Source organism: Rhizobium sp. CFBP 13644 (assembly GCF_014842165.1).
GTDB lineage: Bacteria > Pseudomonadota > Alphaproteobacteria > Rhizobiales > Rhizobiaceae > Agrobacterium > Agrobacterium tumefaciens_C.
In genome coordinates this window covers 191,625-214,318 of record NZ_JACYVF010000007.1, presented here as the reverse complement: position 1 = coordinate 214,318, position 22,694 = coordinate 191,625, and the positions used below count along the sequence as shown (strand labels likewise).

Annotated in this window: 18 protein-coding genes and 3 pseudogenes; 9 read left to right on the top strand and 12 right to left on the bottom strand. The window is 54.4% G+C overall.

Features of this window, described 5'->3' with window-relative positions:
• Nucleotides 1–328: 328 nt before the first annotated feature.
• Nucleotides 329–1,369, bottom strand: coding sequence for a LacI family DNA-binding transcriptional regulator (locus IFT53_RS17680; RefSeq protein ID WP_192067863.1), 1,041 nt, complete (start codon nt 1,367–1,369; stop codon nt 329–331).
• Nucleotides 1,370–2,238: 869 nt separating this feature from the next.
• Between IFT53_RS17680 and IFT53_RS24080 the strand changes: the two genes are divergently transcribed.
• The gene (locus IFT53_RS24080) at nt 2,239–3,129 is read left to right on the top strand and encodes a helix-turn-helix domain-containing protein (protein ID WP_192067865.1); all 891 of its coding nucleotides are present in this window, start codon (nt 2,239–2,241) and stop codon (nt 3,127–3,129) included.
• Nucleotides 3,130–3,396: 267 nt separating this feature from the next.
• Here the strand turns inward: IFT53_RS24080 and IFT53_RS24180 are convergent.
• The 3 genes and pseudogenes from IFT53_RS24180 to IFT53_RS17655 all read right to left on the bottom strand — a co-directional run bounded on the left by IFT53_RS24180 (nt 3,397) and on the right by IFT53_RS17655 (nt 6,606).
• A pseudogene (locus IFT53_RS24180) lies at nt 3,397–3,924 on the bottom strand (lactonase family protein).
• A gap of 266 nt (nt 3,925–4,190) precedes the next feature.
• Nucleotides 4,191–5,504 carry a GH1 family beta-glucosidase gene (locus IFT53_RS17660; RefSeq protein WP_192067870.1) on the bottom strand — a complete coding sequence of 438 codons (1,314 nt, stop codon included), beginning with the start codon at nt 5,502–5,504 and terminating at the stop codon, nt 4,191–4,193.
• 121 nt (nt 5,505–5,625) lie between these two features.
• Nucleotides 5,626–6,606 carry a mannonate dehydratase gene (locus tag IFT53_RS17655; protein WP_192067872.1) on the bottom strand — a complete coding sequence of 327 codons (981 nt, stop codon included), beginning with the start codon at nt 6,604–6,606 and terminating at the stop codon, nt 5,626–5,628.
• 477 nt (nt 6,607–7,083) lie between these two features.
• Between IFT53_RS17655 and IFT53_RS17650 the strand changes: the two genes are divergently transcribed.
• The 6 genes from IFT53_RS17650 to IFT53_RS17625 all read left to right on the top strand — a co-directional run bounded on the left by IFT53_RS17650 (nt 7,084) and on the right by IFT53_RS17625 (nt 13,581).
• Nucleotides 7,084–8,685 (top strand): ABC transporter substrate-binding protein, encoded by a 1,602-nt coding sequence (locus IFT53_RS17650; RefSeq protein ID WP_192067874.1) that lies wholly within the window; start codon nt 7,084–7,086, stop codon nt 8,683–8,685.
• 16 nt (nt 8,686–8,701) lie between these two features.
• On the top strand, nt 8,702–9,730 hold the full coding sequence (locus IFT53_RS17645; protein ID WP_192067876.1) for an ABC transporter permease: 1,029 nt from the start codon (nt 8,702–8,704) through the stop codon (nt 9,728–9,730).
• Between the two features lie 14 nt (nt 9,731–9,744).
• Nucleotides 9,745–10,626 carry an ABC transporter permease gene (locus IFT53_RS17640; protein ID WP_431768260.1) on the top strand — a complete coding sequence of 294 codons (882 nt, stop codon included), beginning with the start codon at nt 9,745–9,747 and terminating at the stop codon, nt 10,624–10,626.
• Nucleotides 10,616–11,458, top strand: coding sequence for an ABC transporter ATP-binding protein (locus IFT53_RS17635; protein ID WP_192067880.1), 843 nt, complete (start codon nt 10,616–10,618; stop codon nt 11,456–11,458). Before IFT53_RS17640 ends, IFT53_RS17635 begins: the two co-directional genes overlap by 11 nt.
• Nucleotides 11,455–12,231: an ABC transporter ATP-binding protein gene (locus tag IFT53_RS17630; protein ID WP_192067882.1), complete on the top strand. Its 777-nt coding sequence runs from the start codon at nt 11,455–11,457 to the stop codon at nt 12,229–12,231. Before IFT53_RS17635 ends, IFT53_RS17630 begins: the two co-directional genes overlap by 4 nt.
• A 786-nt stretch (nt 12,232–13,017) precedes the next feature.
• A complete protein-coding gene (locus IFT53_RS17625) occupies nt 13,018–13,581 on the top strand; it encodes a hypothetical protein (protein ID WP_192068458.1) in 564 nt (187 codons plus the stop codon).
• A 23-nt stretch (nt 13,582–13,604) separates the two neighbouring features.
• Here the strand turns inward: IFT53_RS17625 and IFT53_RS24075 are convergent, their stop codons facing one another.
• The 4 genes and pseudogenes from IFT53_RS24075 to IFT53_RS23795 form a co-directional block, all read right to left on the bottom strand.
• Complete coding sequence (locus tag IFT53_RS24075) at nt 13,605–14,315, bottom strand: winged helix-turn-helix domain-containing protein (protein ID WP_192068456.1); 711 nt, start codon at nt 14,313–14,315, stop codon at nt 13,605–13,607.
• Nucleotides 14,312–15,013 carry a sensor histidine kinase gene (locus IFT53_RS24175; protein ID WP_197980288.1) on the bottom strand — a complete coding sequence of 234 codons (702 nt, stop codon included), beginning with the start codon at nt 15,011–15,013 and terminating at the stop codon, nt 14,312–14,314. Before IFT53_RS24175 ends, IFT53_RS24075 begins: the two co-directional genes overlap by 4 nt.
• 269 nt (nt 15,014–15,282) lie before the next feature.
• Nucleotides 15,283–15,451: HAMP domain-containing protein (locus IFT53_RS24170; protein ID WP_446737691.1), on the bottom strand; the 169-nt coding region annotated here is incomplete at its 3' end.
• A gap of 1,075 nt (nt 15,452–16,526) precedes the next feature.
• Nucleotides 16,527–16,701: pseudogene (locus tag IFT53_RS23795) on the bottom strand (VapC toxin family PIN domain ribonuclease); the annotation flags it as partial.
• A gap of 3 nt (nt 16,702–16,704) precedes the next feature.
• Here IFT53_RS23795 and IFT53_RS23790 point away from each other — a divergent pair.
• Nucleotides 16,705–17,075: pseudogene (locus IFT53_RS23790) on the top strand (DDE-type integrase/transposase/recombinase); the annotation flags it as partial.
• Between the two features lie 60 nt (nt 17,076–17,135).
• On the opposite strand, the gene IFT53_RS17610 reads toward IFT53_RS23790, so the two are convergent.
• The 3 genes from IFT53_RS17610 to IFT53_RS17600 form a co-directional block, all read right to left on the bottom strand.
• Entirely contained in the window at nt 17,136–18,635 is a 1,500-nt protein-coding gene (locus IFT53_RS17610; RefSeq protein ID WP_192068211.1) for a tripartite tricarboxylate transporter permease, read from the bottom strand.
• Between the two features lie 38 nt (nt 18,636–18,673).
• The gene (locus tag IFT53_RS17605) at nt 18,674–19,153 is read right to left on the bottom strand and encodes a tripartite tricarboxylate transporter TctB family protein (RefSeq protein WP_192068210.1); all 480 of its coding nucleotides are present in this window, start codon (nt 19,151–19,153) and stop codon (nt 18,674–18,676) included.
• Nucleotides 19,154–19,216: 63 nt separating this feature from the next.
• Nucleotides 19,217–20,197 carry a Bug family tripartite tricarboxylate transporter substrate binding protein gene (locus tag IFT53_RS17600; protein ID WP_042615818.1) on the bottom strand — a complete coding sequence of 327 codons (981 nt, stop codon included), beginning with the start codon at nt 20,195–20,197 and terminating at the stop codon, nt 19,217–19,219.
• 240 nt (nt 20,198–20,437) lie between these two features.
• Between IFT53_RS17600 and IFT53_RS17595 the strand changes: the two genes are divergently transcribed.
• Complete coding sequence (locus IFT53_RS17595) at nt 20,438–21,463, top strand: LacI family DNA-binding transcriptional regulator (RefSeq protein ID WP_192068208.1); 1,026 nt, start codon at nt 20,438–20,440, stop codon at nt 21,461–21,463.
• A 12-nt stretch (nt 21,464–21,475) separates the two neighbouring features.
• On the opposite strand, the gene IFT53_RS17590 is transcribed toward IFT53_RS17595, so the two are convergent.
• Complete coding sequence (locus IFT53_RS17590; protein WP_274604112.1) at nt 21,476–22,648, bottom strand: L-talarate/galactarate dehydratase; 1,173 nt, start codon at nt 22,646–22,648, stop codon at nt 21,476–21,478.
• Nucleotides 22,649–22,694: the final 46 nt, after the last annotated feature.

The following is a 22,694-nucleotide window of genomic DNA, read 5'->3' as shown; positions in this document are numbered from 1 at the left end:
CCACCTGTTCTTTAACGTTTAAGCTCGTTCCTTTTGTGAAGCCTTCCGTCCACTTGATTCAGAACTGGGCTGATCTGAACTCTCCGCATCGCCCCATCCCGTTAGCGCGGATTCATTAGAGGTTGTCTTGCGCCCTCCACCTAACGCACCCGGAATAGAAACGCCAAAGCGCTTAAGGTGCGACGAACGATCAACTCGAATCTACTCCTTGGAGTGACCGATATGTTAATTGAATTTGACTTTGCCGTGGCCCGATCTCTACAAACCTGACTTAACTTTAACGTTTAAGTACCACAGCAAAAGATGCGAGTCAACGGCAGGGGCAGTTCTATCTTGTCGTTTGTCCGATACGAAGTTGAACATTTATGAGAACACAACGTTCAGCAAACTCACCAGTCTCTAGGCGATTTAACAAAATCTCGGCGCATCGCCGCCCTATTTCAAGCGCGTTGGAGGAGACAGTCGTAATTGATGGTGATACGTATTGTCTGAACGGGAAGTCATTGTAACCAGTTAGCTGTAGGTCTTCCGGCACTCGAATGCCCCGGCTTTTCATCACGCTCAACGCTGCGATGGCGATCTGGTCATTCCCGCCAATGATAGCATCAAAATCAGCACCCTCCTCGAAAAGGCGATCGACTGCAGCTAAGCTGGCTTTGAAGTCTAGTTCATTGCACGCCGCAATTGTGAGTTCATATTCGCCATCAAGAACTTGCTCCACACCCGAAAGCCGCTGTTCTATGGCAGGCCAAGGCCTGTCAGGTCCGACGAAGACAAACCGGCTTGCGCCGCGTTCGAGCAAAAGGCGCGTCAATTCGGCCGAGCCAGTTGCATCTTCTTGCAAGACGGCACATCCGTCAGATAGCTCTAGTGGGACCTCTTCCTGAATGATGACAAAGGGCACGCCACTCGAACTCAGGCGTGCGTATACGGCGTGTCTCTCCTCTCTAGGTCCTGATGCAACAACAACATGTCCATCCACGCCAATCGGCCTCGAAAGATACCGCGCCAGATCTTCCTGATTCCGGCACCCGGTTACAGTTACGGCATAACCAGGCTCAAGCAGCCTGTTACTGAGGCCAGTAGCAACATAAGTCGTGAACGGATCGGCTAGAAAACCCGGATCTGGATCAACGACCACGAGACCAATCGCAAACTCGCGATTGTAGCGGAGGCTCAATCCACGTCGATGTGGCTGATAGTTAAGTAACTCGATCGCTTCGCGGATTCGGACAAGTGTTTCTACGCTTACCTCATTTGTCTTGCCGTTTATCACGTAGGAAACAGCCGCTGCCGAGACGCCCGCGACCTCGGCAACGTCCCGAAGCGACGCTCTTTTTGATGCAAGCTTCGCGCGAGTAGATTTCATTCGGTAGCCATCTTCCACTATTCAGCTTTCAAGCGTCACAGGCCCATGTCAGCGGGAAGCCGTGCACTCGAAAACTTGATTCAGGCCTTGTCCACATCTGGCTGTAAGGGTGGACTCTTTCTATCTAACGCAACGCAGCAAAAAAGCCATCCTTTCCTCGACTTGAAACCGGCGCACTCGCCGCCATCAGCCGTAGTAGACATTGCCTCGCAGCCCGATGGCTGCGACGCCGGAAACAGTCGTCATCTTTAAGGCAGGCGCAATCGACTTACCCGTCAGTTGCAAATATGCGGGACGTTCGTTGCGTTATGGCCAATATCGTCTCCATCAGCCGACTTCATGGACGATCTATGAACTGCAGATGGAAGGCAATATGAAGCAGAGAACACAAGCTGAGACCGGACGGTTTTATGTAACCATGCTTCTTCATATTTTCCTGTCGCGACGCGTCTAAATTACTGCGGAGCCGCTGCCTGGGCTGCAATCAAGTGGTGGGCTTTCCGTCATCCAAAAAAGGAATTTGACAGCTGACTCGAGAATCGCGTTATTTACGCAACCCTCGGCAAACGGGTACCGAGGCACAGCTGATTCGGGTCAAGCGCTTGGCAAAAACCTGAGCGAACAATGTCTACTGTACCCTGTGCGCACACACTATTGGTAGAACTGTCAAGGGCCTAAGCGAGTGATACCGCGTATCGTCTATGTGCATGGCACCTTGGTCTAGCATATTCTTCCCTCGACCTCATTGCGTCAGGAGCATGAGACTATTCCAGTAGAACCGATGCGACAGGATACGAACCAGCTTCCAGAACAACAGCTTTCGCTGCTGGAGCGTGCGCCAAAACCACGGCTCCAATACGCTATATTCAGTGGATTTTTTTGAAATGCCCAATGAGTTACATCTACGCTTTCAGCAGCCCGAAGCCAAAGCGGAAGTTCACACGACAAGGAGTTGGCGGGGCGTTTCGGCACAGTTTTCACGTCTAAAAATGCCTGCCGAGTATGATTTCAAGTGGGATGGACATAGCCACTATCTTGCCCACCACGATCTGGTGCTGTTGGATGGTGAAATGCAGGTGCTAGGTGAAAAACCGATTGCCGGTGGTGATCTGCGCGACCTGATGACCTTTGTCCCAGTTGGCCAGACCATTGTCGGATGGTCAAAACCGGCTGTCAGACTGAACAGTTTTACGGTAGTCTACTTCGACCCAATTGTCATGGAAGAGGAATTGCAATCGGAGTTTAGCAACATCGATCCGCACGCGCACATCTACTTCAATGACAACGAATTGGGCGCAACCATGCGCAAGCTCGGTAAAGTCATGGCCGCAAACCAGCAATTAGCCGGGTTTTACACCGAAACAATTGCTCTGACAGCTGCGTTAGAAATATTCCAGTTCACACAAGCAGACGCGAGGCACATCAAGACTTCAGGTGCCTTGTCTTCGCAGCAAGCCAGATCGGTACGGGACTATATTAACGAGAACCTGGCACGCGACATTGGTCTCGATGATCTTGCTGCTGTTTGCAATCTCACGCGGTTTCACTTTTCCCGGGCTTTTAAGGCCACCTTTGGTCAGCCGCCCTACCGATATCTGAACATCAGGCGGGTTGAACGTGGACAACGGATGCTTGTCGAAACACGAATTGCCATTGGAGATGTTGCCATTGCCTGTGGATTCAGCGGGGCCAGCCAGTTCGGAAGAGCTTTTAGAGATGTAGTTGGAAAGACGCCGTTAGAATTTCGACGGCAGGCTTAATGAGATGATGCAAAGCACTAGTGATTGAGGGCTGATATAACCAAAAAACCTTCGTTTTAGCTAGGGCGCCAGCGCGCAAGTCGTCTCGCCAATCGAAACAGCCTGCAAAAAGGGCCTGTGTGAGCGCTGCCCTCAAAATTTTGAGGTCGATGCCTTCAGAGGAAAACCGTGCGCAGATATGTTCTAGGACTGCCTGTCCATGATGATGCGAATGTGGAACCAGCGCAAGTTTTCCCTCCGGCAAAATATGAAGTTCATTTCGTTCCCTCAGTGGTGCGCTGACCGTGAGCGCTTTGATAGCTCGACACCGTTGCTACGACATACGCAATCCTCAAAAGCGGTCGGAAGATGATAACCCTTCTCTTCCGCAGACATGCCAGTTTCGGCGTTCAGAATGTATTGAAGAACGACACCGGGACCGAGGTTAGAGACAAACACGTATTTTCCGGTTCTATCGCTAACAATTGGGTGAGCATTCCACCCGGTCACGAATGCTTGGCTATCTTTAACCAGACCATCTTCGTCCATCCGCAAAGATGTGATTGTGTTGCCCCCGTAAGAGGCGAAAAAAAAGTCGGCCAAGTTTCTCGACCGAAATATAAGGCATGTTATCGGCAAAGCGGCGGCAGCCTTTTACCTCAGTATCCCTGTTCGGGCGTCGATTTCATAAGACAGCACGCGGTAAGGCTGCGATCGGATCACCGCATAGAGATGCTTTGCATCGGGGCTGACGGCCATCGGCATAACAGCACTGCCGTCTTCGACGTTACCCGTCGGCGTCAAAGAACCCGATATTTCATCCGTAGATATGTGTTAATCTCACCCTCTGTCGCAGCAGAATCGTAGCCTATCGTTTTGGAGAACGATGCTGTCGCCGTAGCAGACTTGGTGCCTGCAATCGTAAGGCAGGCCGTCGCCATTGCTATAACTTTATGCATTGATCCTCCCGTTCAAATGGTTGCTTATAAAGCATCGGCTTTTCAACCGATTTCAGAACGTCCGAAACTCAATCCACTTGAGATAACCGCCAATATGCCATGGCGACATCACACGAGCGGACACTATGCGCGGTGTGTCGTCAACATTTGCTGAAACGCACGATAACTTTCTTTTGGCAATCGATCTCGCGTTACGGGATCCATGCCGACGATCCCAAATTTTGGCTCATAGCCTTCTGCCCATTCAAAATTGTCGATCAGTGTCCATGCAATGTGGCCACGTACGTCTGCACCTTGAGTCTGCGCATCGCGGATGGCGCCAAAATGCTTGTCGAAGAAAGCAATGCGTTTGCCTTCATCGGTTTCCGACATGCCGTTTTCGGTCACATAGATCGGCAGACCCGGATAATCATTTGATGCACGCACGAGAAACTCGGTCAGCGCCTGTGGGTAAACTTCCCAACCCACACTGCTCTTTTCAAGGTCGCCACGGGACTGCGTGAATGGGAAAATCGGCACGCTTTCGTCATGCTTGTAGAGCGAGCGCGTGTAATAATTTATGCCGATCCAGTCGATTGTCGGGCACATTGCTTTCATGTCGTCTTGCCACCTGGCAGGAAGATAGGGCTCAAGAATAGTCGTAACACGTTCGGGGTAAGTCCCCTTCACAGCACCATCAAGGAAGAAGCGATTGAAAATATCGTCTCCCAAAGCAGCTGCTTCGATGTCTTGAGGACTCTGGCTGAAGGGCTCCGCCTTCTCCATATTTACGACGATTCCTAGTTTGTCCTTGATGCCCTCTTCACGCATTGCGGTGATGCCGAGGCCGTGAGCGAGCACAACATGGTGCATCGCTCTGGCAGTTGCCCGCACGTCGCGATAACCTGGCGCATGAATGCCAAGAAAATGGCTTAGAACAGTGATGCACCACGGTTCATTGAAAGTCGCGATACTCTCCAGCCTGTCGCCGAAATGACGGCTGACCTGCGCCGCGTAGTCAGCAAAAGCCTTGGTAGTATCACGGTTCATCCATCCACCACGATCCTGTAACGCGCTTGGCAAATCCCAGTGGTACAGCGTGGCGAAGGGCTTGATGCCACGATCCAGCATGCCATCAATCAGGCGGTCATAAAAATCGAATCCGGCGCGGTTGAGCGCACCCGTGCCTTCTGGAATGAGCCGAGACCAGGCGAAGGAAAAGCGGTATGCATCAAATCCGCCATCCCGGATTAGATCGAGATCTTCTGCCCACCGATTATAGTGGTTACAGGCGATTGTTCCGTTATCCGCGTTTTTGATATTTCCGGGTGTTGCAGAAAATGTATCCCAGATCGATGAGCCGCGTCCATCTGTCTGCCCACCCTCAATCTGATGAGCAGCCATTGCAACGCCAAAAACAAAGTCTGGTCCAAAATCGGCACGTTTGTGTGAGAACATTGCGTCATTCCTGAAGGCCAGGTGCGGCCGGTTACATTTTGATTGTCACGCCCCGAGCACCATACACAGCGCTACAAGCGATCTCTTCCCGCACAGTGTCTGATGCGGGACAGAGCTCGACTTAGGCCCCGTAGGCATCAAGCGCTTGAAGCAGGGCCGCTGTGTAACCATAGCAATAAGCAAAGGCGACACCTTGTGGATCACGACCGGAGATGGTGGGGACGTGGTCCGGCATGATCATGTATTTGTAACCCACCTCACGATAGACCTTCAGCGACCGGGCCATGTCCATGTCGCCTTCATCGGGAAAGGTTTCCATGAACGACAGCTTTTTGCCGCGAATATTGCGGAAGTGAAGATTGAAAATTTTGTTCCGGCTGCCGAACCAGCGAATGACGTCATCGATCTCCTCACGGGGATTATCGAGCATTTCACCGACCGTTCCCTGGCAGAAATTCAGTCCGTGATAAGCGCTTTCGCGCATTGTGACAAATTTCTTTAGCCCATCCACGGTTCCCAGGACCCGGGTTACGCCCTTATAGCCCGGTGGCGTGTAGGGATCGTGCGGATGGCAGGCCAGGCGAATGCGGTTCGCTTCCGCGACAGGCACGACCCGCTCAAGGAAATAGTCGATCCGTTCCCAGTTTTCATCTTCCGAAAGAACGCCAGCTTGGCCGGGAGCCGCGTCCTGATCGGTCTTTTCCCAACGGAAGGAGGCATTTTTTGAGCCGCCCCTTCCCAACTCATCGGGGGTTCGGGGAATGCCGATAAGGTTGAGATTGTATTTGGCTGCAGGAATACCCGCTTCGGCAAGGTTTTCAATGAGTTTGCAGATCGCATCGATCTGCCGATCGCGGTTTGGACCGGCCAGCAAAATATCTGGATATGTAGCGGTTTCGATCGGGCTTGACGGCAACGGAAGCTGGATCATATCCAGCGTGAGACCAAAGCTTTCTACTTTTTCTCGCAAACGTTTAAGATCGTCGATACCCCAACTGTCCAATGGACTGTCTGGGTCCGCGCAAATGTTATTAACTCCAAGCTGCGACCAAATCCGATAATCATCATCATCGCGGGCAGCTAGCTGCGTCCCAACATACATGTCATTTCTCCTGGCTGGCGTGAAGAGATAATACCTCTTTTGTCGATTGTCGAGGTTGAATATTTTTGAGGACCGGGAATTCCCCCATAGGCATGTCCCGCCTCATTGTTGCAATCGAACTCCGGTTTGCACATGGTACCGACCACCTTCCTTGAGATGTTGCCTTGTCATTGTAAACGTGGAAAAATTCGCAAAAACCTAATGTTACCCTAGGTTTATAAAGCGATCTCAAACTTTCTTTTTGCTTGTATCGACTTTTAACGGGAAGTAACGTTTGACGTTTCGCAATGCGGGGAGCAACCCGCGGATTGGTGCAAACGTGACTTGCGCGCCGAGCAATATTCAGGTTCACTTCGGTTTAAAGACGGGGTTAATAACTGAGACATCATATCAGATGTACGGTACAGCTCACAAAAAGAACGCAATCATCGTACGACTTGTCCCGTGCCGAAATGGATTATCTTGGAGGAGAAGCCCATGAATGTAGTTTGTTCAAATCGTGTTTTTGCAGCGGCGTTTTCAGTCGCGCTTACAAGTTCCACGGCAGCCATTGCAGCAACACCAAACGATCAGTTGGTTATCGGCACCTCACTGGCGCAAGTGCTTTCACTTGACCCCCAGCAAGGCACCGAAGTGAAGACCCAGGAAATATTGGCAAACACCTACGACCGGCTTGTCTTCGCCGATCAAACGGACGGTAACAAAATCAAACCGCAACTTGCGGAAAGCTGGCAGGTTGACGACAAGGGTATCACCTTCAAGCTGAAGGACGCACAATTCTCGTCGGGCAATCCCGTAACATCCAAGGACGTCCTGTTTTCTATCGTCCGGCTTTTGAAGCTCGATCAATCTGCAGCAACCAACTACAAGACGGCTGGTTATACCGCCGCCAACATTGAAAGCCTTGTTTCCGCTCCCGACGAAAAGACGTTTCGGATCGAGCTGACCGACAAAGTTATCCCTGAAGCACTCCTTTATCGTCTCGCCATGGGTGTATCGTCCGTCGTTGACAGCGCTGAAGTCCAAAAGCACGTCACCAACAACGACTACGGCAATGAATGGCTGCGTACCAAGACCGCAGGCTCAGGTCCCTACGTCCTGCGTCGCTGGACACCCAATGACATCGTTCTTCTGGAAGCAAATGACGATTATCGCGACGGGAAACCGACCATGCGCCGTATCATCATGCGCCACGTTCCCGAAAGTCAGGCAGCCCGTTTGATGCTTGAGCGCGGCGATATAGATATCGCAAGTGCGTTGACCGCAGCCGATGTGAAGACGTTCGAAACCAACACAAGTTTTGTTATCGATAAGGTCAAGACAGGTGGCTACTACGTGCTCGCTATGAATGCGGGCACAGAGCCTTTTTCCAAGCCACAGGTGCGTGAAGCGATTGCCTACGGCATCGATTACAAAGGCATAGCGGATACGATCCTGGGATCATACGGCCGCGTCCGCAACGTTCCAGTCCCAGAGGACTGGGCAGGTGCCATTGCCAACCCCGACTGGTCTTTTCAGCCCGAAAAAGCCAAGAAACTCCTTGCAGATGCCGGATACCCGGATGGCTTCACGGTGACGCTTAAAACCATTTCGCAAACGCCCCGGGTGGATATGGCCACTGCCATTCAGGCCAATCTTGCCGACATCGGCATCAAGGTAAATATCCAACAGGGCAATGGTGCAGACATCGTCGCCGCGCACCGCGCGCGCAATTTTGATCTGCTTATTCCTCAAACCGGTTCGTTCATGCCGACTGCACTGGGGTCCCTGGATAACTTTGCGTCTAATCCCAACAATTCCAAAGAAGCCAACAATGCTGGCAACTTTGTCTGGCGCTCTGCCTGGGACATTCCTGAGCTAAATGCCTTACGCGAGCAGGCAAACAGCGAAAGGGACGATGCCAAACGCATGGAGCTCGTGAAACTGATTCAAGAAAAGTTCACCGAACTCAAGCCTGCCGTCTTGCCGATGTTCGAACGGTTCGAACCTATCGTCTTGAGCAACCGATTGAAGGGTTACAGCGGCCATCCATGGTCTCTGACCCGCATTGAAGGCGTTACGAAATCCGACGCTCCATAACCGGGCCATTGCGCACATGAAAGAGTTTACACTCATAGAGCTTGCTAGAAGGTTCGGGCATCTGCTTTTGAGCCTGTTCGTTCTGCTTGTCGTCACCTTCGTGATCGGTCGGATTTTGCCGACCGATCCAGTCGGTGCAATCGTTGGCGAACTTGCCGATCCTAAAGCCTATCAGGCAATGCGGGAGCGGCTGGGTCTTGACCTGCCGCTTTATCATCAGTTCTGGTTGTACATGACATCCCTGTTCCAAGGAGATCTCGGTACGGCGATCCTGACGGGCAACCCCGTCACTGAGGATCTCAAGAATGCTTTTCCAGCAACCTTGGAACTCGCAACGTTGGCAGTTGTCATTTCGACGCTGCTAGGTGTCCCGCTTGGGATGACGGCAGCTTTCTTTCGGGATAGCTGGTTCGACAAATTTACGCGGGTCATCTCGCTCGTTGGCCATTCTATTCCAGTGTTCTGGTTCGGCATCGTGGGTTTGGTGATATTTTATGCAGGTCTTCAATGGGCGGGCAGTCCGGGACGCGTGGATGTCTACCTGGAAGGCCTTGTCGAGCCCAAGACCGGTCTACTTTTGATCGACAGCCTCATGGCTGGCGACACGGAGGTGTTCTGGAATGCAGTTCACCATATCATTCTCCCCGCCTGTATTCTTGCTTATTCGGCGATGGCGTACATCACTCGCATGACACGCAGCTTCACTCTGGAGCAGTTAAACCAGGACTATGTCGTGGCCGCACGCGCCAAAGGCGCATCTAGCATGCGCATCGTAACGCGCCATCTTCTTCCGAACATCGCCGTGCAACTCATAACCGTTTTGGCGATTTCCTATGGCGGATTGCTTGAAGGTGCGGTTGTGACCGAGATCGTGTTTTCATGGCCCGGCATCGGTCAATACATGACCAACGCCCTGATGAACGGCGACATGAACGCCGTTTTGGCAGGCACACTTATCATTGGACTGATCTTCATGATGCTGAATTTCCTTTCAGATCTGGCATATCTGGTTTTCGATCCTCGCACGAGAGAGGCCACGACATGAACACGAGTCAAACCCTGCCAGCCCGTCCCCAAGCATCGGGGGCTCTTGACCGGGCCACTGGCAGCTTCAAGAGCTTTTTCAAAAAGCTGGCAGATGAACCTTTGGGCATGTTCGGTTTTGCTGTCCTGCTCTTGCTGGTCATTGTCGCCATTCTTGCGCCGTGGATTGCGCCTTACAGTGCGACCTCTCAAAATCTTTCGCAGGCGCTGCAACCGCCGAGCTTCGCCCATTGGGCGGGAACGGATGAGTTCGGACGCGATATTCTTTCTCGCTTGATCTATGGTACGCGCATTACCATCCAAACGGTCCTCGCCGTCTCGCTGATCGTCGGCCCCATTGGCCTTTTGATTGGCATTGTGGCTGGCTTCGTGGGGGGACGAACCGATGCATTTTTGATGAGAGCGACAGACATTGTCCTTAGCTTTCCCTCATTGATCCTTGCACTGGCCTTCGCCGCAGCCCTTGGCGCTGGCCTCAACACCGCCATCATCGCCATTTCTTTGACGGGATGGCCTCCGATTGCGCGATTGGCTCGCGCCGAAACCCTGATTGTACGCAACACGGACTACGTGGCTGCTGCCAGACTTTACGGGGCGTCGGGCACCAGATTACTGCTGCTCTACATCGCACCGATGTGCATTCCGTCCGTTGTGGTGCGCCTGACTCTCAGCATGGCTGGCGTCATTCTTACGGCGGCAGCGCTTGGTTTTCTCGGTTTGGGAGCACAACCACCGGAACCGGAGTGGGGCGCGATGATCTCCAACGGACGCAAATTTATGCTCGATAACTGGTGGGTTGCCGTCATGCCGGGTATCGCCATTCTCGTCACCAGCCTTGCGTTCAACCTTGTTGGCGATACGCTTCGCGATATTCTGGATCCACGCCATGCCCGATAATGAAACTATTCTTAAAGTCAGAGATTTGTCGGTCCGTTTCGGGCGGGCCGACATTCCGGCTGTCCGAAACCTGAGCTTTGATCTCGGCGCAGAGCGGGTCGGCATTGTCGGCGAATCTGGCTCCGGCAAATCCACGCTTGGGCGCGCAATTATGCGACTTTTGCCGCCTTCTGCCCGCGTAGAGGCCACGACGCTCGATTTTGAAGCTGCGCCACTTCTCAGCCGCAGTGAAAAAGCAATGCGCGGCCTTCGTGGCAACCGCCTAGCATTGATTATGCAGGACCCGCGTTACTCCCTCAATCCGGTACTTAAAGTAGGCAAACAGGTAGCGGAGGCTGCTCTTCTGCACCAGAAAATTGGCAAGAAACGCGCTTTTGACCTTGCTGCTGAAATGCTCGGAAAAGTTCGCATCGCAGATGTTGACCGTACTATGGAACTGTACCCGCACCAGATTTCCGGTGGCATGGGTCAACGGGTCATGATTGCAATGATGCTGCTGGCCAAGCCGCGTCTTGTTGTCGCCGACGAGCCAACATCGGCGTTGGATGTCAGCGTCAGAGGAGATGTCCTGAGGCTTCTCGACGAGTTGGTGCGGGAGAATAATTCGGCACTTCTACTCATCAGCCACGACATTCGCATGGTCGCATCCTTTTGCGAGAGAATTCTCGTCATGTATCAGGGCCAGGTCATAGAAACGCTGAGAAACATTGACGAAGCGAAGCATCCCTACACGCGTGGGCTGATTGCCGCTATGCCAGATCCCAAACATCCTGTTTCTCGTTTGCAGGTTCTGGATCGCCAAGCCATCAATGCAGCAGGGAGCCTCTCATGATCGAGGTCAAGGACCTGTCGGTGTCTTTCGCTCAGGGCGAAGCTCGCAAGCAAGTTGTTAAATCGGTTTCCTTCTCCGTAAAAAAGGGCGAGACACTGGGCATCGTTGGAGAATCGGGCTGCGGAAAGTCCACTGTACTTCGCTCTTTAGCGGGCTTGGACCGGCACTGGCAGGGAACAATTACCCTTGCGGGAACGCCGGTCGATCGGGACCGTAGCAAGGAACAATTGCTGCTGGCGCAAATGGTGTTTCAGGACCCCTACGGCTCCATCCATCCCCGTCACCGCATTGAAAGAGTGTTGGCAGAACCCATTCGCGCCATGAAAAAAGGCGCTGGCTGGGATCGGGTTTCCGGTGCTTTGGAGCAGGTTGGCCTCCCAACCAGCTTCGCTGAGCGCTTCCCGCATCAGCTTTCTGGAGGGCAGCGCCAGCGTGTCGCGATTGCCAGAGCTTTGATGTTGGAACCCGCCATTCTGCTTTTGGATGAGCCGACATCTGCGCTTGATGTTTCAGTACAGGCAGAAGTTCTCAACCTTCTGTGCGACTTGAGGGATCAGCGAACATTGACCTATGTGCTCGTCAGTCACGATCTTTCTGTGATCGCCCACATGTGCGACCGCGTGCTGGTTATGAAGGACGGCAGTTTTGTCGATGAACTGACGAAGGAAGACCTGCAACGCGGTGTGACGCATCATCCCTATTCCCAGATGCTCTTTGATGAATCCGTCAATGGGTTGAGCGGGAAATTTCCGGCGGCCCCAGAGGCCTCGTGAGCCGTGAGCAGTCAATTCTTCAGCATTGGATGCCGTCTCCGAAGCATGACAGATATAAAAGGTAAGTGTCGTTAACTCTGACTAAAGTCCTGTACCTGTCTGCGATTTGGACCCTGGGTTGAGCCGTAAAACGACAGAGCACAGCGTAAAACCGCAGTGATATTTGGAAAGGCGATACGTCATGCCTGCAATTGTCTGAACCCAAAGCAGACTCCCCCTCGTTGATGGAGAGGCAAGTGGCTGTGTGGTAGACGGGCATCGGAAGTTGACACTCACCCGTATCTTGGGTCAGTCAGAACTTCTCCACTCTCGGCAATTCACGGCACCAAACCCTACCGCTCACGCCAATCTGGCCCACATGCGGAGAGACTATGCGACTGCTGCGCGGCTGGATCCAGCTACTTTTTGTCTTCCAGACGTTCAATTCTTGCATATTGCGCCGAGTTTTACATTCCCAAACAGCCAACGTAGCTACTCAACCTAGTTGACCAGTGATGTGCGGGAAGCGCTCGCAGCTTCTCTGGCGTACCCATGCATGACGGCCCCAATCTGATAATCCGCAACTATCCCAACGCAAAATCTCAAGTTCATGCTGACCCGCAACGCCTGCTAAGCTTAGCGTTCGCGGTTATGATAGCCTAACTGCCATTATGCTTGATGTGTGGTCTAGTGCTGTGAACGTAATCTTCTGTCCATCATCCATTCATAAAGCAGCCACGCAAGCTTCAGAGAAGATATCCATATTCCTGTTGTCGCTCACAACGAGCAATCTAACAGGAGATACAGATGCGCTGGATAGCCAAGGCAACTGCCGTGACCGGAACTGCTCTGCTCATTACGGCCGGTGGCGTGAACGCCGTCGAGATTCACAACGGAACAATCACCGAGGCTGAAGTCATCAAGACCCAGGAAGCCTGGGGCAAGGCTCTCGTTGCGATTTCACGCGAATATGAAGAAAAGGGTGTAAAATCGGCACAGGAAATGGCCGGGAAGGTGATCGATGCGGCCTACGGCTACCAGCTGGGGCCGGTGCTCTTCAAGCCGACGCTGACGCAGGAGCCACAGACGTTCCGTACCGACCGCGAGGGCGCGCTCTCCTATTTTGTCGCTCAAAACCCGAAATACCCTGCCGATACGGGCTTTGCGCTGAAAGGATGGCGTGAAGTCGACGTCAAGAATGCTGCCATCCTTCTGGATGGCGAATACGCGACGACCCTGGGCAAGGTATCCTTCACCGACAAGGACGGCAAGGTGACGACCGTTGACAAGTCGTGGACGTTCAAGAAGGATGATGAGGGAACGATCCGTATCGTTCAGCATCACTCCTCACTGCCTTACGCCGTCAAGTAATATCGGCCTGAAGCAGGAAGCGACTACCGATCTGTTTCAAGACGGTAGCCGATGCCCCGAACAGTTGTGATGCAGGATCGACCCTCCGACGAGCGGTCGATCTTTGCACGCAACCGACGCACATAGACATCGACGACATTGGTCAGCGGGTCCTCGCCCGCGCCCCAGATATTCGCCAAAATCCGTTCCCGGCTCAGCACTCTGCCGGGGGTGGACATGAAGAGTTCCAGAAGGGCGAGTTCCTTTGCTGTCAACGAAATTTCGTCGCCCTCCACGGTAACCCGCATGGACTCCCGGTCCAGTTCCAGCAGTCCGACGGACAAAATCTTTGGCCCAAGCGGGCGTAGATCGATGGGGCGGCGCATGAGCGCCTCGATCCGTGCCAGCAGTTCTTCGAACGAAAATGGCTTGACCAGATAATCGTCAGCGCCCATGCGCAATCCCGAGATGCGATCATTCACGGAACCAAGGGCCGTCAGCATCAAAATCGGTGCCGATATTCCGCTGGCGCGGAGTGTCTGGCAAACATCGGAACCGTTGATGATTGGCAGCATGAGATCGAGCAGGATAGCACCGTTTGTGCCTGTGGAGCGCCATTCCTTCCATAGCTCATGGGCGCGTTCGATACCGGTCGGGCCATCGCGTGCGACGGTGACGCCGTAGCCCTCCGCGCGTAATCCGCGCTCCAGAAAATCTGCCACCCTCGGATCGTCTTCTATGATGAGTATGTTCACTTCTTCGTCTCCGCGACGGATTCAAGAACGGCAGCGTTTCTGAACAATGGCAACCGAAGCATGGCCGTCGTCCCTTCGTCACTATCGCTGGAAAGGGTGATCGTTCCCTCATGTGCCGATATCAGATGTTTGGCGATGGACAACCCGAGACCCGTGCCTTCCGGGCGATGAAGCCTTGCATTGTTGCCGCGGAAATTTCGGTCGAAAACGTGGTCGATGGCGTCAGGCTCGATGCCAATCCCATGGTCGCGAACGATCAATTCCCAGGTGTTTCCGATAACGCTGGACGCCACTTCGACGTGACCATCGTGAGGTGAATAGCGGATGGCATTATCCAACAGGATAGCGATGACCTGCCTCAAACGAAACGCGTCGCCGGCCACAATCGTCTCTGCATCCTCGATATCCGTTGTGATCGTGACACTGCGCTGATTGGCCAAGGCGGCAGCACTCAACAGCGCTTCCTCAAGCGGACCTGCAATATCGATCGGCTCCCTGTTCAGCGCCAATGTCTCATCTTCGCCACGCGACATCATCAGGAGATCATCAATCAGGCTTCCCATCTGGCTCGCCGCCTGGCCGATGCGCGCGAGCGATCCGCGATAGTCGTCATCCTCCTTTTGCCCGCGCAACGCAATCTCCGCTTCACCCCGGATTGCTGTCGTCGGCGTGCGCAATTCGTGGCTGATATCGGCCAACAGACTACGCCGACNATTGCTGTCGTCGGCGTGCGCAATTCGTGGCTGATATCGGCCAGCAAACTGCGCCGGCGACCTTCAGACGCACGCAATCGCGACAAGGCGTTCTCAAGGGCACACGTTCGCTCTCTGACCTGTTGCTCGAGCACGGTGCGGTGGTTGGCTTCTTCATTTCGTCTTAGCAAAAGCTCGGACGCCATTCGGTTGATGCTGGCAGCAAATCGGCCGAATTCGTCGGTGGTCGTCACGGGGATACGATGCTCGAGCCNAAAGCTCGGACGCCATTCGGTTGATGCTGGCAGCAAATCGGCCAAATTCGTCGGTGGTCGTCACGGGGATACGATGTTCGAGCCGGCCGGCTTCAAAAGCCCTTGCCCCTTCCGACATTTGCTGGAGCGGGCGGCGGATGGCATTGGCGATGGCGTAAGCCAATCCCATGCCAATGACGGCGATGATGAACGTCAAGACCGCAAGGACGCGATTGAGCTGCAGGAGAGCGGCATCCGCATTGGCGCGCGTGATGTCGAGTTGCGACCGTTCCTTGGCGATGGTGTCGTTGAGGACTTCGCGAAGATCCCGCCCGGCTCCCTGATCGAAAACTTTCTCGATGGACGCCCAGGCCGTTCGCACATCATCTGCTCCCGTATGAGACCTTATGTCTTCGATGGCAGGTTTCAGTGCAATGACACTGCCGGAGATCAGCTGCAAGGCTTCATCGCGCGCATCGTCATCATCGGCGGGTGCACCGGCCAGATGATCCATCCTACGCGTTTCTTGGCTGATACGCTGAAGCTGTTCGATGGTCGCAGCCATATGATTGCGCAGAATTTCGCCGTCGCTCGGAGCATGATCTGCGCCAATCAGCGCCCGCAAAGACCACGCGCGCAGCCGCTGTTTGGTTGCCGACAGCTCCAGCAGACCGGAAAGAATATCTCCCGCATATCGTCCGCGAACGACCTGCTGTTCTGCCTCTGTGGCGATGTGTCTGTTAAGAAGACCTTGGGACACGATAAGGATAGCCAGAACTGCAAACGCCGAGACCAGTCTTATCGTGAAGTCAAACCGCCTCATCCTCACTCTCCATTAGGCAAACGTTACGCGCCTGCATCTCACCCTATAAAAGCGTTGGCTGATCGCTGAGCTAGCGATCCACCTAGAATGGACTTTGCGGTTTTTATCTGACTGAGCAAGCCTCACTGCTGTCAAAGCGCAAAGGGCCTCGCCGAACGCCAGACGTTGGACAATCTCATGAGGAGCGTCTGGAAAACTGAACGTGATATGACGCAAAAATCCTAAGCGGCCACATCCAAATCGACGAACCTGAATGCATCAGCTTTATTACGTGGATGGATTCCATTAGAAACCAACCACGAACCGAAACATGTATCGCCAGGCTCTAAGGATAAAGGCGGTGGGTATTTGCATCGACGATTGTCTGACCGAAAACGATGCGAACATTCGTGGCGTCAAGTTCTTGATGAGAATCGAACCAGTGACCTGCAATTCTAAAGGCTTAGGCGGCCCAGGGATTGATAACTCTCAATCCGGCTACTTCAAAATGGGCTTGTATCTCGCGTTGCGACCGCGAGATGGTTTTCTGCAGCCGTAGCAGCAATGTATCGATCGGCCTTCCCGATCGCCTTTCCGGATGCTCGGGCGCTGGCCATCAGGTCCGCGTATAATTGGGAGGTGCCCACCGCAATGCCAAGACGGCAAAGCGTTTGATGCACAAGCTCCTGAAAGCGCAAGGCCGCGCGCCGAGTATAAGATAACCGACAAGTCGCGGTCGTAGAATGCAGCGAAGCGGGCAAATTTGGCTGGCGTCGACCACCGTTGTCAGGGGACTGAACAATCGAGCGGGGGGCTCCCATCAACCCGTCTGAATACGGGAGAGGATCATGAAGCGCTTCAAGTCAGCTCGACAGCTTCAGCGTTTCGTTTCTAACCACGACTAGATCACCAAACTCTCAACGTTCCCGCCATGCCATCTGCGCAACACCGCGATCTGCGATCAGCAGCCACGCTAGCATTGCGGCAAGTCGGACGCCTTCACGCCGCGTAAGCCAGAACCTCACGCGCTTAGAATGGTGTCACGGATTTAAGCTTACAGTGCCAAAATTAGTTATTCTGTGAAAGCCTCCTCACGTTTCCGGCGGATACTCGGTGCCAGCACGAGTGCTAGCACCACGACGGCGAACACCAGCAATGATAGGCTGAGGGGGCTACGCAGAAAGATTGACGGATCGCCCTGGCTAATGAGCATCGCGCGGCGCAGGTTCTCTTCCAGCATTGGCCCGAGAATGAACCCAAGCAAAAGCGGCGCGGGCTCGAAGCGCATCTTCGTGAGCGCGAAACCAACAATGCTGAAGCCTGCCATGACGAAGACGTCGAAGACGCTGTTGTTGATGCTGTAGGCACCGATGCAGCAGAAGGCGATGATCGCCGGAAACAGCAAATGGTAGGGTACGGTCAGCATGCGCACCCAAAGTCCGATAAGCGGGAGGTTGAGGATCACGAGCATCAGATTGCCCGACCACATTGAGACGATCATGCCCCAGAACAGTTCCGGCTCGTCGGAAATGACGTTTGGTCCGGGTGTGATACCCTGGATGATCATCGCCCCTACCATCAGTGCCATGACTGGATTGCCGGGAATACCGAGTGTCAGCATCGGAATAAATGACGTCTGCGCCCCGGCATTGTTCGCTGATTCCGGTGCGGCAACGCCCTCTATAGCTCCCTTGCCGAATTCGGCTCGGTTCGGGGATATCCGCTTTTCCATCGCATAGGAGGCGAATGAGGCAAGCATCGCCCCGCCCCCCGGCAATACGCCCAGGAACGAGCCAAGCGCAGTGCCGCGCAGAACAGGCGCGATGATCCGCTTCAAATCCTCTTTCGTCAGCATCAAGCCGGTCACCTTCTTGACCCCGACCGAACGCTCCTGCTCGTTCTCCAGATTGCGCAGGATCTCGCATACCCCGAATATGCCCATGCTGACTGCGACGAAGTTTAAACCATCGTAGAGTTCCGGGATGTCGAACACATAACGGGGCGTACCACTTTCGACATCCGTCCCAATCGTCCCCAGCACAAGTCCGAAAACAATCATCGCAAACGCCTTTAGCAACGATCCGCTGGCAAGCGCCACCGATGCCACAAGGCCGAGGACCATGAGCGAGAAATATTCCGCCGGCCCAAAATTAAGTGCCACCGCGGCAAGTGGCGGGGCTGCGACGGCGAGCAGGATGGTCGCCACCGTTCCGGCGAAGAAGGAACCGAGAGCCGCTGTCGCAAGCGCCGCGCCCGCTCGGCCATTGCGCGCCATCTGGTAACCGTCGATCGCGGTGACGACGGATGAGCTCTCACCCGGCAGGTTGATGAGAATGGCTGTGGTCGAGCCTCCATACTGGGCCCCATAGAAGATGCCGGCCAGCATGATGAGTGCGGATTCCGGCGGCAGACCGAAGGTGATAGGTAAAAGCATGGCGATGGTCGCGGTCGGTCCCAGCCCCGGCAGAACGCCGATCGCGGTGCCCAAAAGGCAGCCAACAAAGCCGTAGAACAGGTTCATCGGCATGAATGCTGTCGAGGCACCCAGCCAGAGGTTAGAGAAGATATCCATAAGCAATCCAATCCGGTTTCGTCGGCTGGCTGCGAGCGTTAAGTGAGGTCGCCGATGAATGGCACCCACGGTCCGAAGGCGCTAACAGGAAGCGACAGAAGTTTCGTGAACACCAGCACAGAACAGACGGCCAGAAAGAGGCCGAGCAGGATCGAATGACGCCAGTTGGCATAACGGCTCGCCGCCCCTACCCCGGCTATTAGCAGCACGATGGTGGGAGCGAGACCGAGACCGGACAATAGCAGCCCGAAGCCCACCGGCGCTGCGATTACCAAGCTGTACGCCTTCCAGTTCCACACATCCGGCTCGCTGTCTTCAGCATCAACCATAAGCGACTGAACGATGATCATCGCGCCGATCGCCAACAGAATGAGGCTCAGCATCGTCGGAAAATAGCCTGGACCCATGCGAAAGGAGTCTCCGACTTCCAGTTCCCGACCGAACCATAAAAAAGGCAGTCCGACACAGATCATTGTCACACCGCCAACAAAGTCGCGGCCATTTCTAATTTTCAGCATGGCATGATACTCGCGTGTGAAAGACGTGCCGGCCGACGACTAGTCCCCAGCCGACAGATTGCCTTACTGCAGCGGCACGTTGGCCGCCTTGATTACGTCGGCCCACTTTGCTGTTTCCTTGTCGATGAAGACTTGGAATTCGGCAGACGTATTGCCAACCGGCGTCACGCCCATCGCCTTGAGCTTTTCCTGCATTGCCGGCTCGGCGATGATCGCCTGCACTTCCTTGCTAAGCTTTTCCACGATTTCCGGTGGCGTGCCGGGAGGCGCGAAGAGGCCGTGCCACGAGGTCGCGTCGAAGCCGGGAATGACGCTCGCCATGGTTGGTACGTCGGGCAGGAGAGCGGCCTTTTCCAGGCTGGTGACGGCCAACGCCTTGACCTTGCCGGCCTTCACCTGCTGGGCGGCCGTGGGAATGTTGTCGAACATCATATCAACGTGTCCCGCGACGACATCGAGGATGGCCTGGCTACTGCCCTTGTAGGGTACATGAGTGATCTTGATGTCGGCCTTCGTCGCCAGCAACTCGCCCGCCAGGTGGATCGACGTGCCCACGCCCGAAGATGCGTATGTGTGCTTACCCGGCTCCGTCTTCAGGAACGCAATCAGTTCCTCGACATTGTTGGCCTTGATCTTGTCGGGGTTGACGACCAGAACGTTGGGCAGGCTGGCGATAAGAGAAATTGGCGCGAAGCCCTTTTCCTTGTCATAAGGCAGTTTTTTGTAAAGAGTCTGGTTGATGGCATTCGAGCTCACCGTGCCCATGCCTATGGTATAGCCATCGGGCTTGGAACGGGCGAGATCGCCAAGACCGATGTTCCCACCAGCGCCCGGCTTGTTTTCAACGATGAAACGCTGTCCCAGCCGCTTGTCGAGTTCTTCCGCGACGAGGCGGCCGAAAGTGTCCGTATTGCCACCCGCCGCGAATGGAACGACCACGGTTACGGTCTTGGTTGGATAGTCCTGCGCATGGCTCGGCTGGAGGCCGGATGCACATATTACGGCCATAGCGGCCGCAAACGTCGTTAAACGTTTGAGGTTCATTGTAATTCCTCCACTTGTCCGGCGTCTGGCCGGCCCCACTAGACCACCCCCCGGCATCCTCCTACCGGTAAAATGGAAGCGCTTTCATTCTACTGTGAAAATCCTCGGCTGCAACCTTGAAGCGCGAAATAATTGTAATTGTAATTCAATATGTTAATGATTTTAACGGCATTTCAATAATCGAAGCCCTTGATTTCGACAGGAATGAAAGCGTAACTCATTTTAACAGGAGCGATGATCATGGCTGACTATGACAAGCGAAGGCACATCACGACCAGTGGCCCGGTAACGCTGGCTGATATCGCCAAACTAGCCGGCGTCTCGCCCGTTACCGTATCGCGCGCCATTAATACCCCGGCACTGGTCAAACCGCGAACCTTGGAAGCGATCGAGAAGGTCATCGCTCGAACAGGGTATGTGCCGAACCTTCTGGCTGGCGGCCTTGCCTCCAGAAAAACTCGACTGATCGCAGCAATTGTTCCGTCCGTCGCCAGCACGATATTTGCCGAAACCATTGAAGGCCTTAATGCCGAACTGGTCTCTGCCGGTTACCAGCTTCTACTCGGTTTATCCGGGTACGATGCCAAGCGTGAGCTGGAGCTCACCCGCGCCATCCTTGCCCGGCGTCCCGACGGCATTATCCTGACCGGCATCACCCATCTCAAGGAAACCCGAGCCATGCTCACAGGTGCTGGCCTCCCGATCGTTGAAATTTGGGATTCAACACCCTCGCCACTCGATACAGCGGTTGGCTTTTCACACGATGGCGTCGGCGCAATGGCCGCCGAGCATCTACTCATCCGTGGCTATGATCGCTATGCACAGATCGGCGCCAACGACCCACGCGCAGTCCAACGTCGCGATGGCTTCGTTAATCGCCTCAAGGGCATTGCGAATGTCGAGCTTCCGGAGCTGGACATGAGCTCCCCGTCGACCTTCCGTGATGGACGCCTTGCGATGGCGCAACTCCTCACTCGCGGCGAAGATACGCTGGGCGTCTTTTGCTCGTCAGATGTTGTTGCCCATGGTGCCCTTGCAGAAGCGCACGCACGAGGATGCCGCATGCCCGATAAGCTCGCCATTATCGGCTTCGGTGACTTCGACTTCGCACCCCATACACATCCGCCGCTCACCACAATACGGATCGACCGCCGCGATATCGGCACCCAGGCGGCACGGTCTATCCTCAGGAAAATCAAAGGTGACCCAAATGTCGAAACGATGATTACCATCGATTTCCATATCGTCGCCCGAGGGACAGCCTGAAGTATGGTTAGCTTATGGTCGCTTGCCGAACTCTGCCACTCCACGCGTCCACTGTCCGGCCTGTTGCGACAGCGTGATACCCAGACCCGGCCGGTTCGGCACCAGCATCCTGCCGTCTTTGATCTCCAAACGCTCGTTGAACAAGGGATCAAGCCAATCGAAATGCTCTACCCATGGCTCAAGCTCATAAGCGGCGGCAAGATGCAGGTGGATTTCCATCGCAAAATGCGGGGCTAGCTGCAGCTTCTTCGCTTCTGCAAGCGCACAGATCTTTAAAAACTGCGTGATGCCGCCCACGCGCGGCGCGTCTGGCTGAATGAAGTCCACGGAATTGTTTTGGATAAGGGCCACATGTTCCGGGACGCTTGCCAGCATTTCGCCGGTTGCAATTGGCGTATCGAGCTGGGCTGCGAGCGCAGCATGTCCATCGATATCGTAGGCATCCAGTGGCTCTTCGATCCACGTCAGATGATAAGGCTCCATCAGCCGCCCAAAGCGCATTGCAGTTGGACGATCCCATTGCTGGTTTGCATCGACCATCATCGCCGAGCGGTCGTCAATTTGCTCGTGAACCGCCGCAACACGCTTGAGGTCAATATTCATGTCTGGCTGCCCGACCTTGATCTTGATGCCGCCAATGCCTGCCGCAATTGACTGCTCGACATTGTCGAGAACTTCTTCGATCGGCGAGGAAAGAAACCCGCCTGATGTGTTGTAGCACCGGACGCTGTCACGATGGGCTCCAAGTAGCTTTGCAAGCGGCAAACCGGCGCGTTTGGCTTTGAGGTCCCAAAGCGCGACGTCGAACGCTGCGATCGCCTGCACTGCAAGTCCGCTACGCCCAACGGACGCACCAGCCCAGCACAACTTGTTCCAAAGCTTCCCAATATCGTTCGGATCTTCGCCGATGAGAACATGGGCTATTTCCTTGGCGTGTTCGTATTGACCTGGCCCGCCCGCGCGCTTGGAATAGCTAAAGCCAATGCCGCTGTGGCCATCTTTGGTCTCGATCTCGGCAAACAGGAACGCCACCTCGGTGAGCGGTTTCTGTCGCCCGGTCAAAACCTTGGCGTCGCTGATCGGCGTCTTCAGCGGCAAGAAGATCGACGAAAGCCTGATCCAGGCAATGCTGTCGGCATTCATCACATTTGGGGATAGGTTCGTTGGTGCCTTTTGCGCGTTCATGTCTCCACCTTATTTTAGCCTTCGCCCTCCACAGAGTGCGTTTCTC

Excerpts from the sequence above, each read along its gene's own strand:
- IFT53_RS17680 (WP_192067863.1), bottom strand. The coding sequence starts at position 1,369 with ATGAAATCTACTCGCGCGAAGCTTGCATCAAAAAGAGCGTCGCTTCGG.
- IFT53_RS17660 (WP_192067870.1), bottom strand. The coding sequence starts at position 5,504 with ATGTTCTCACACAAACGTGCCGATTTTGGACCAGACTTTGTTTTTGGC.
- IFT53_RS17655 (WP_192067872.1), bottom strand. The coding sequence starts at position 6,606 with ATGTATGTTGGGACGCAGCTAGCTGCCCGCGATGATGATGATTATCGG.
- IFT53_RS17650 (WP_192067874.1), top strand. The coding sequence starts at position 7,084 with ATGAATGTAGTTTGTTCAAATCGTGTTTTTGCAGCGGCGTTTTCAGTC.
- IFT53_RS17645 (WP_192067876.1), top strand. The coding sequence starts at position 8,702 with ATGAAAGAGTTTACACTCATAGAGCTTGCTAGAAGGTTCGGGCATCTG.
- IFT53_RS17635 (WP_192067880.1), top strand. The coding sequence starts at position 10,616 with ATGCCCGATAATGAAACTATTCTTAAAGTCAGAGATTTGTCGGTCCGT.
- IFT53_RS17630 (WP_192067882.1), top strand. The coding sequence starts at position 11,455 with ATGATCGAGGTCAAGGACCTGTCGGTGTCTTTCGCTCAGGGCGAAGCT.
- IFT53_RS17625 (WP_192068458.1), top strand. The coding sequence starts at position 13,018 with ATGCGCTGGATAGCCAAGGCAACTGCCGTGACCGGAACTGCTCTGCTC.
- IFT53_RS17610 (WP_192068211.1), bottom strand. The coding sequence starts at position 18,635 with ATGGATATCTTCTCTAACCTCTGGCTGGGTGCCTCGACAGCATTCATG.
- IFT53_RS17605 (WP_192068210.1), bottom strand. The coding sequence starts at position 19,153 with ATGCTGAAAATTAGAAATGGCCGCGACTTTGTTGGCGGTGTGACAATG.
- IFT53_RS17600 (WP_042615818.1), bottom strand. The coding sequence starts at position 20,197 with ATGAACCTCAAACGTTTAACGACGTTTGCGGCCGCTATGGCCGTAATA.
- IFT53_RS17595 (WP_192068208.1), top strand. The coding sequence starts at position 20,438 with ATGGCTGACTATGACAAGCGAAGGCACATCACGACCAGTGGCCCGGTA.
- IFT53_RS17590 (WP_274604112.1), bottom strand. The coding sequence starts at position 22,648 with ATGAACGCGCAAAAGGCACCAACGAACCTATCCCCAAATGTGATGAAT.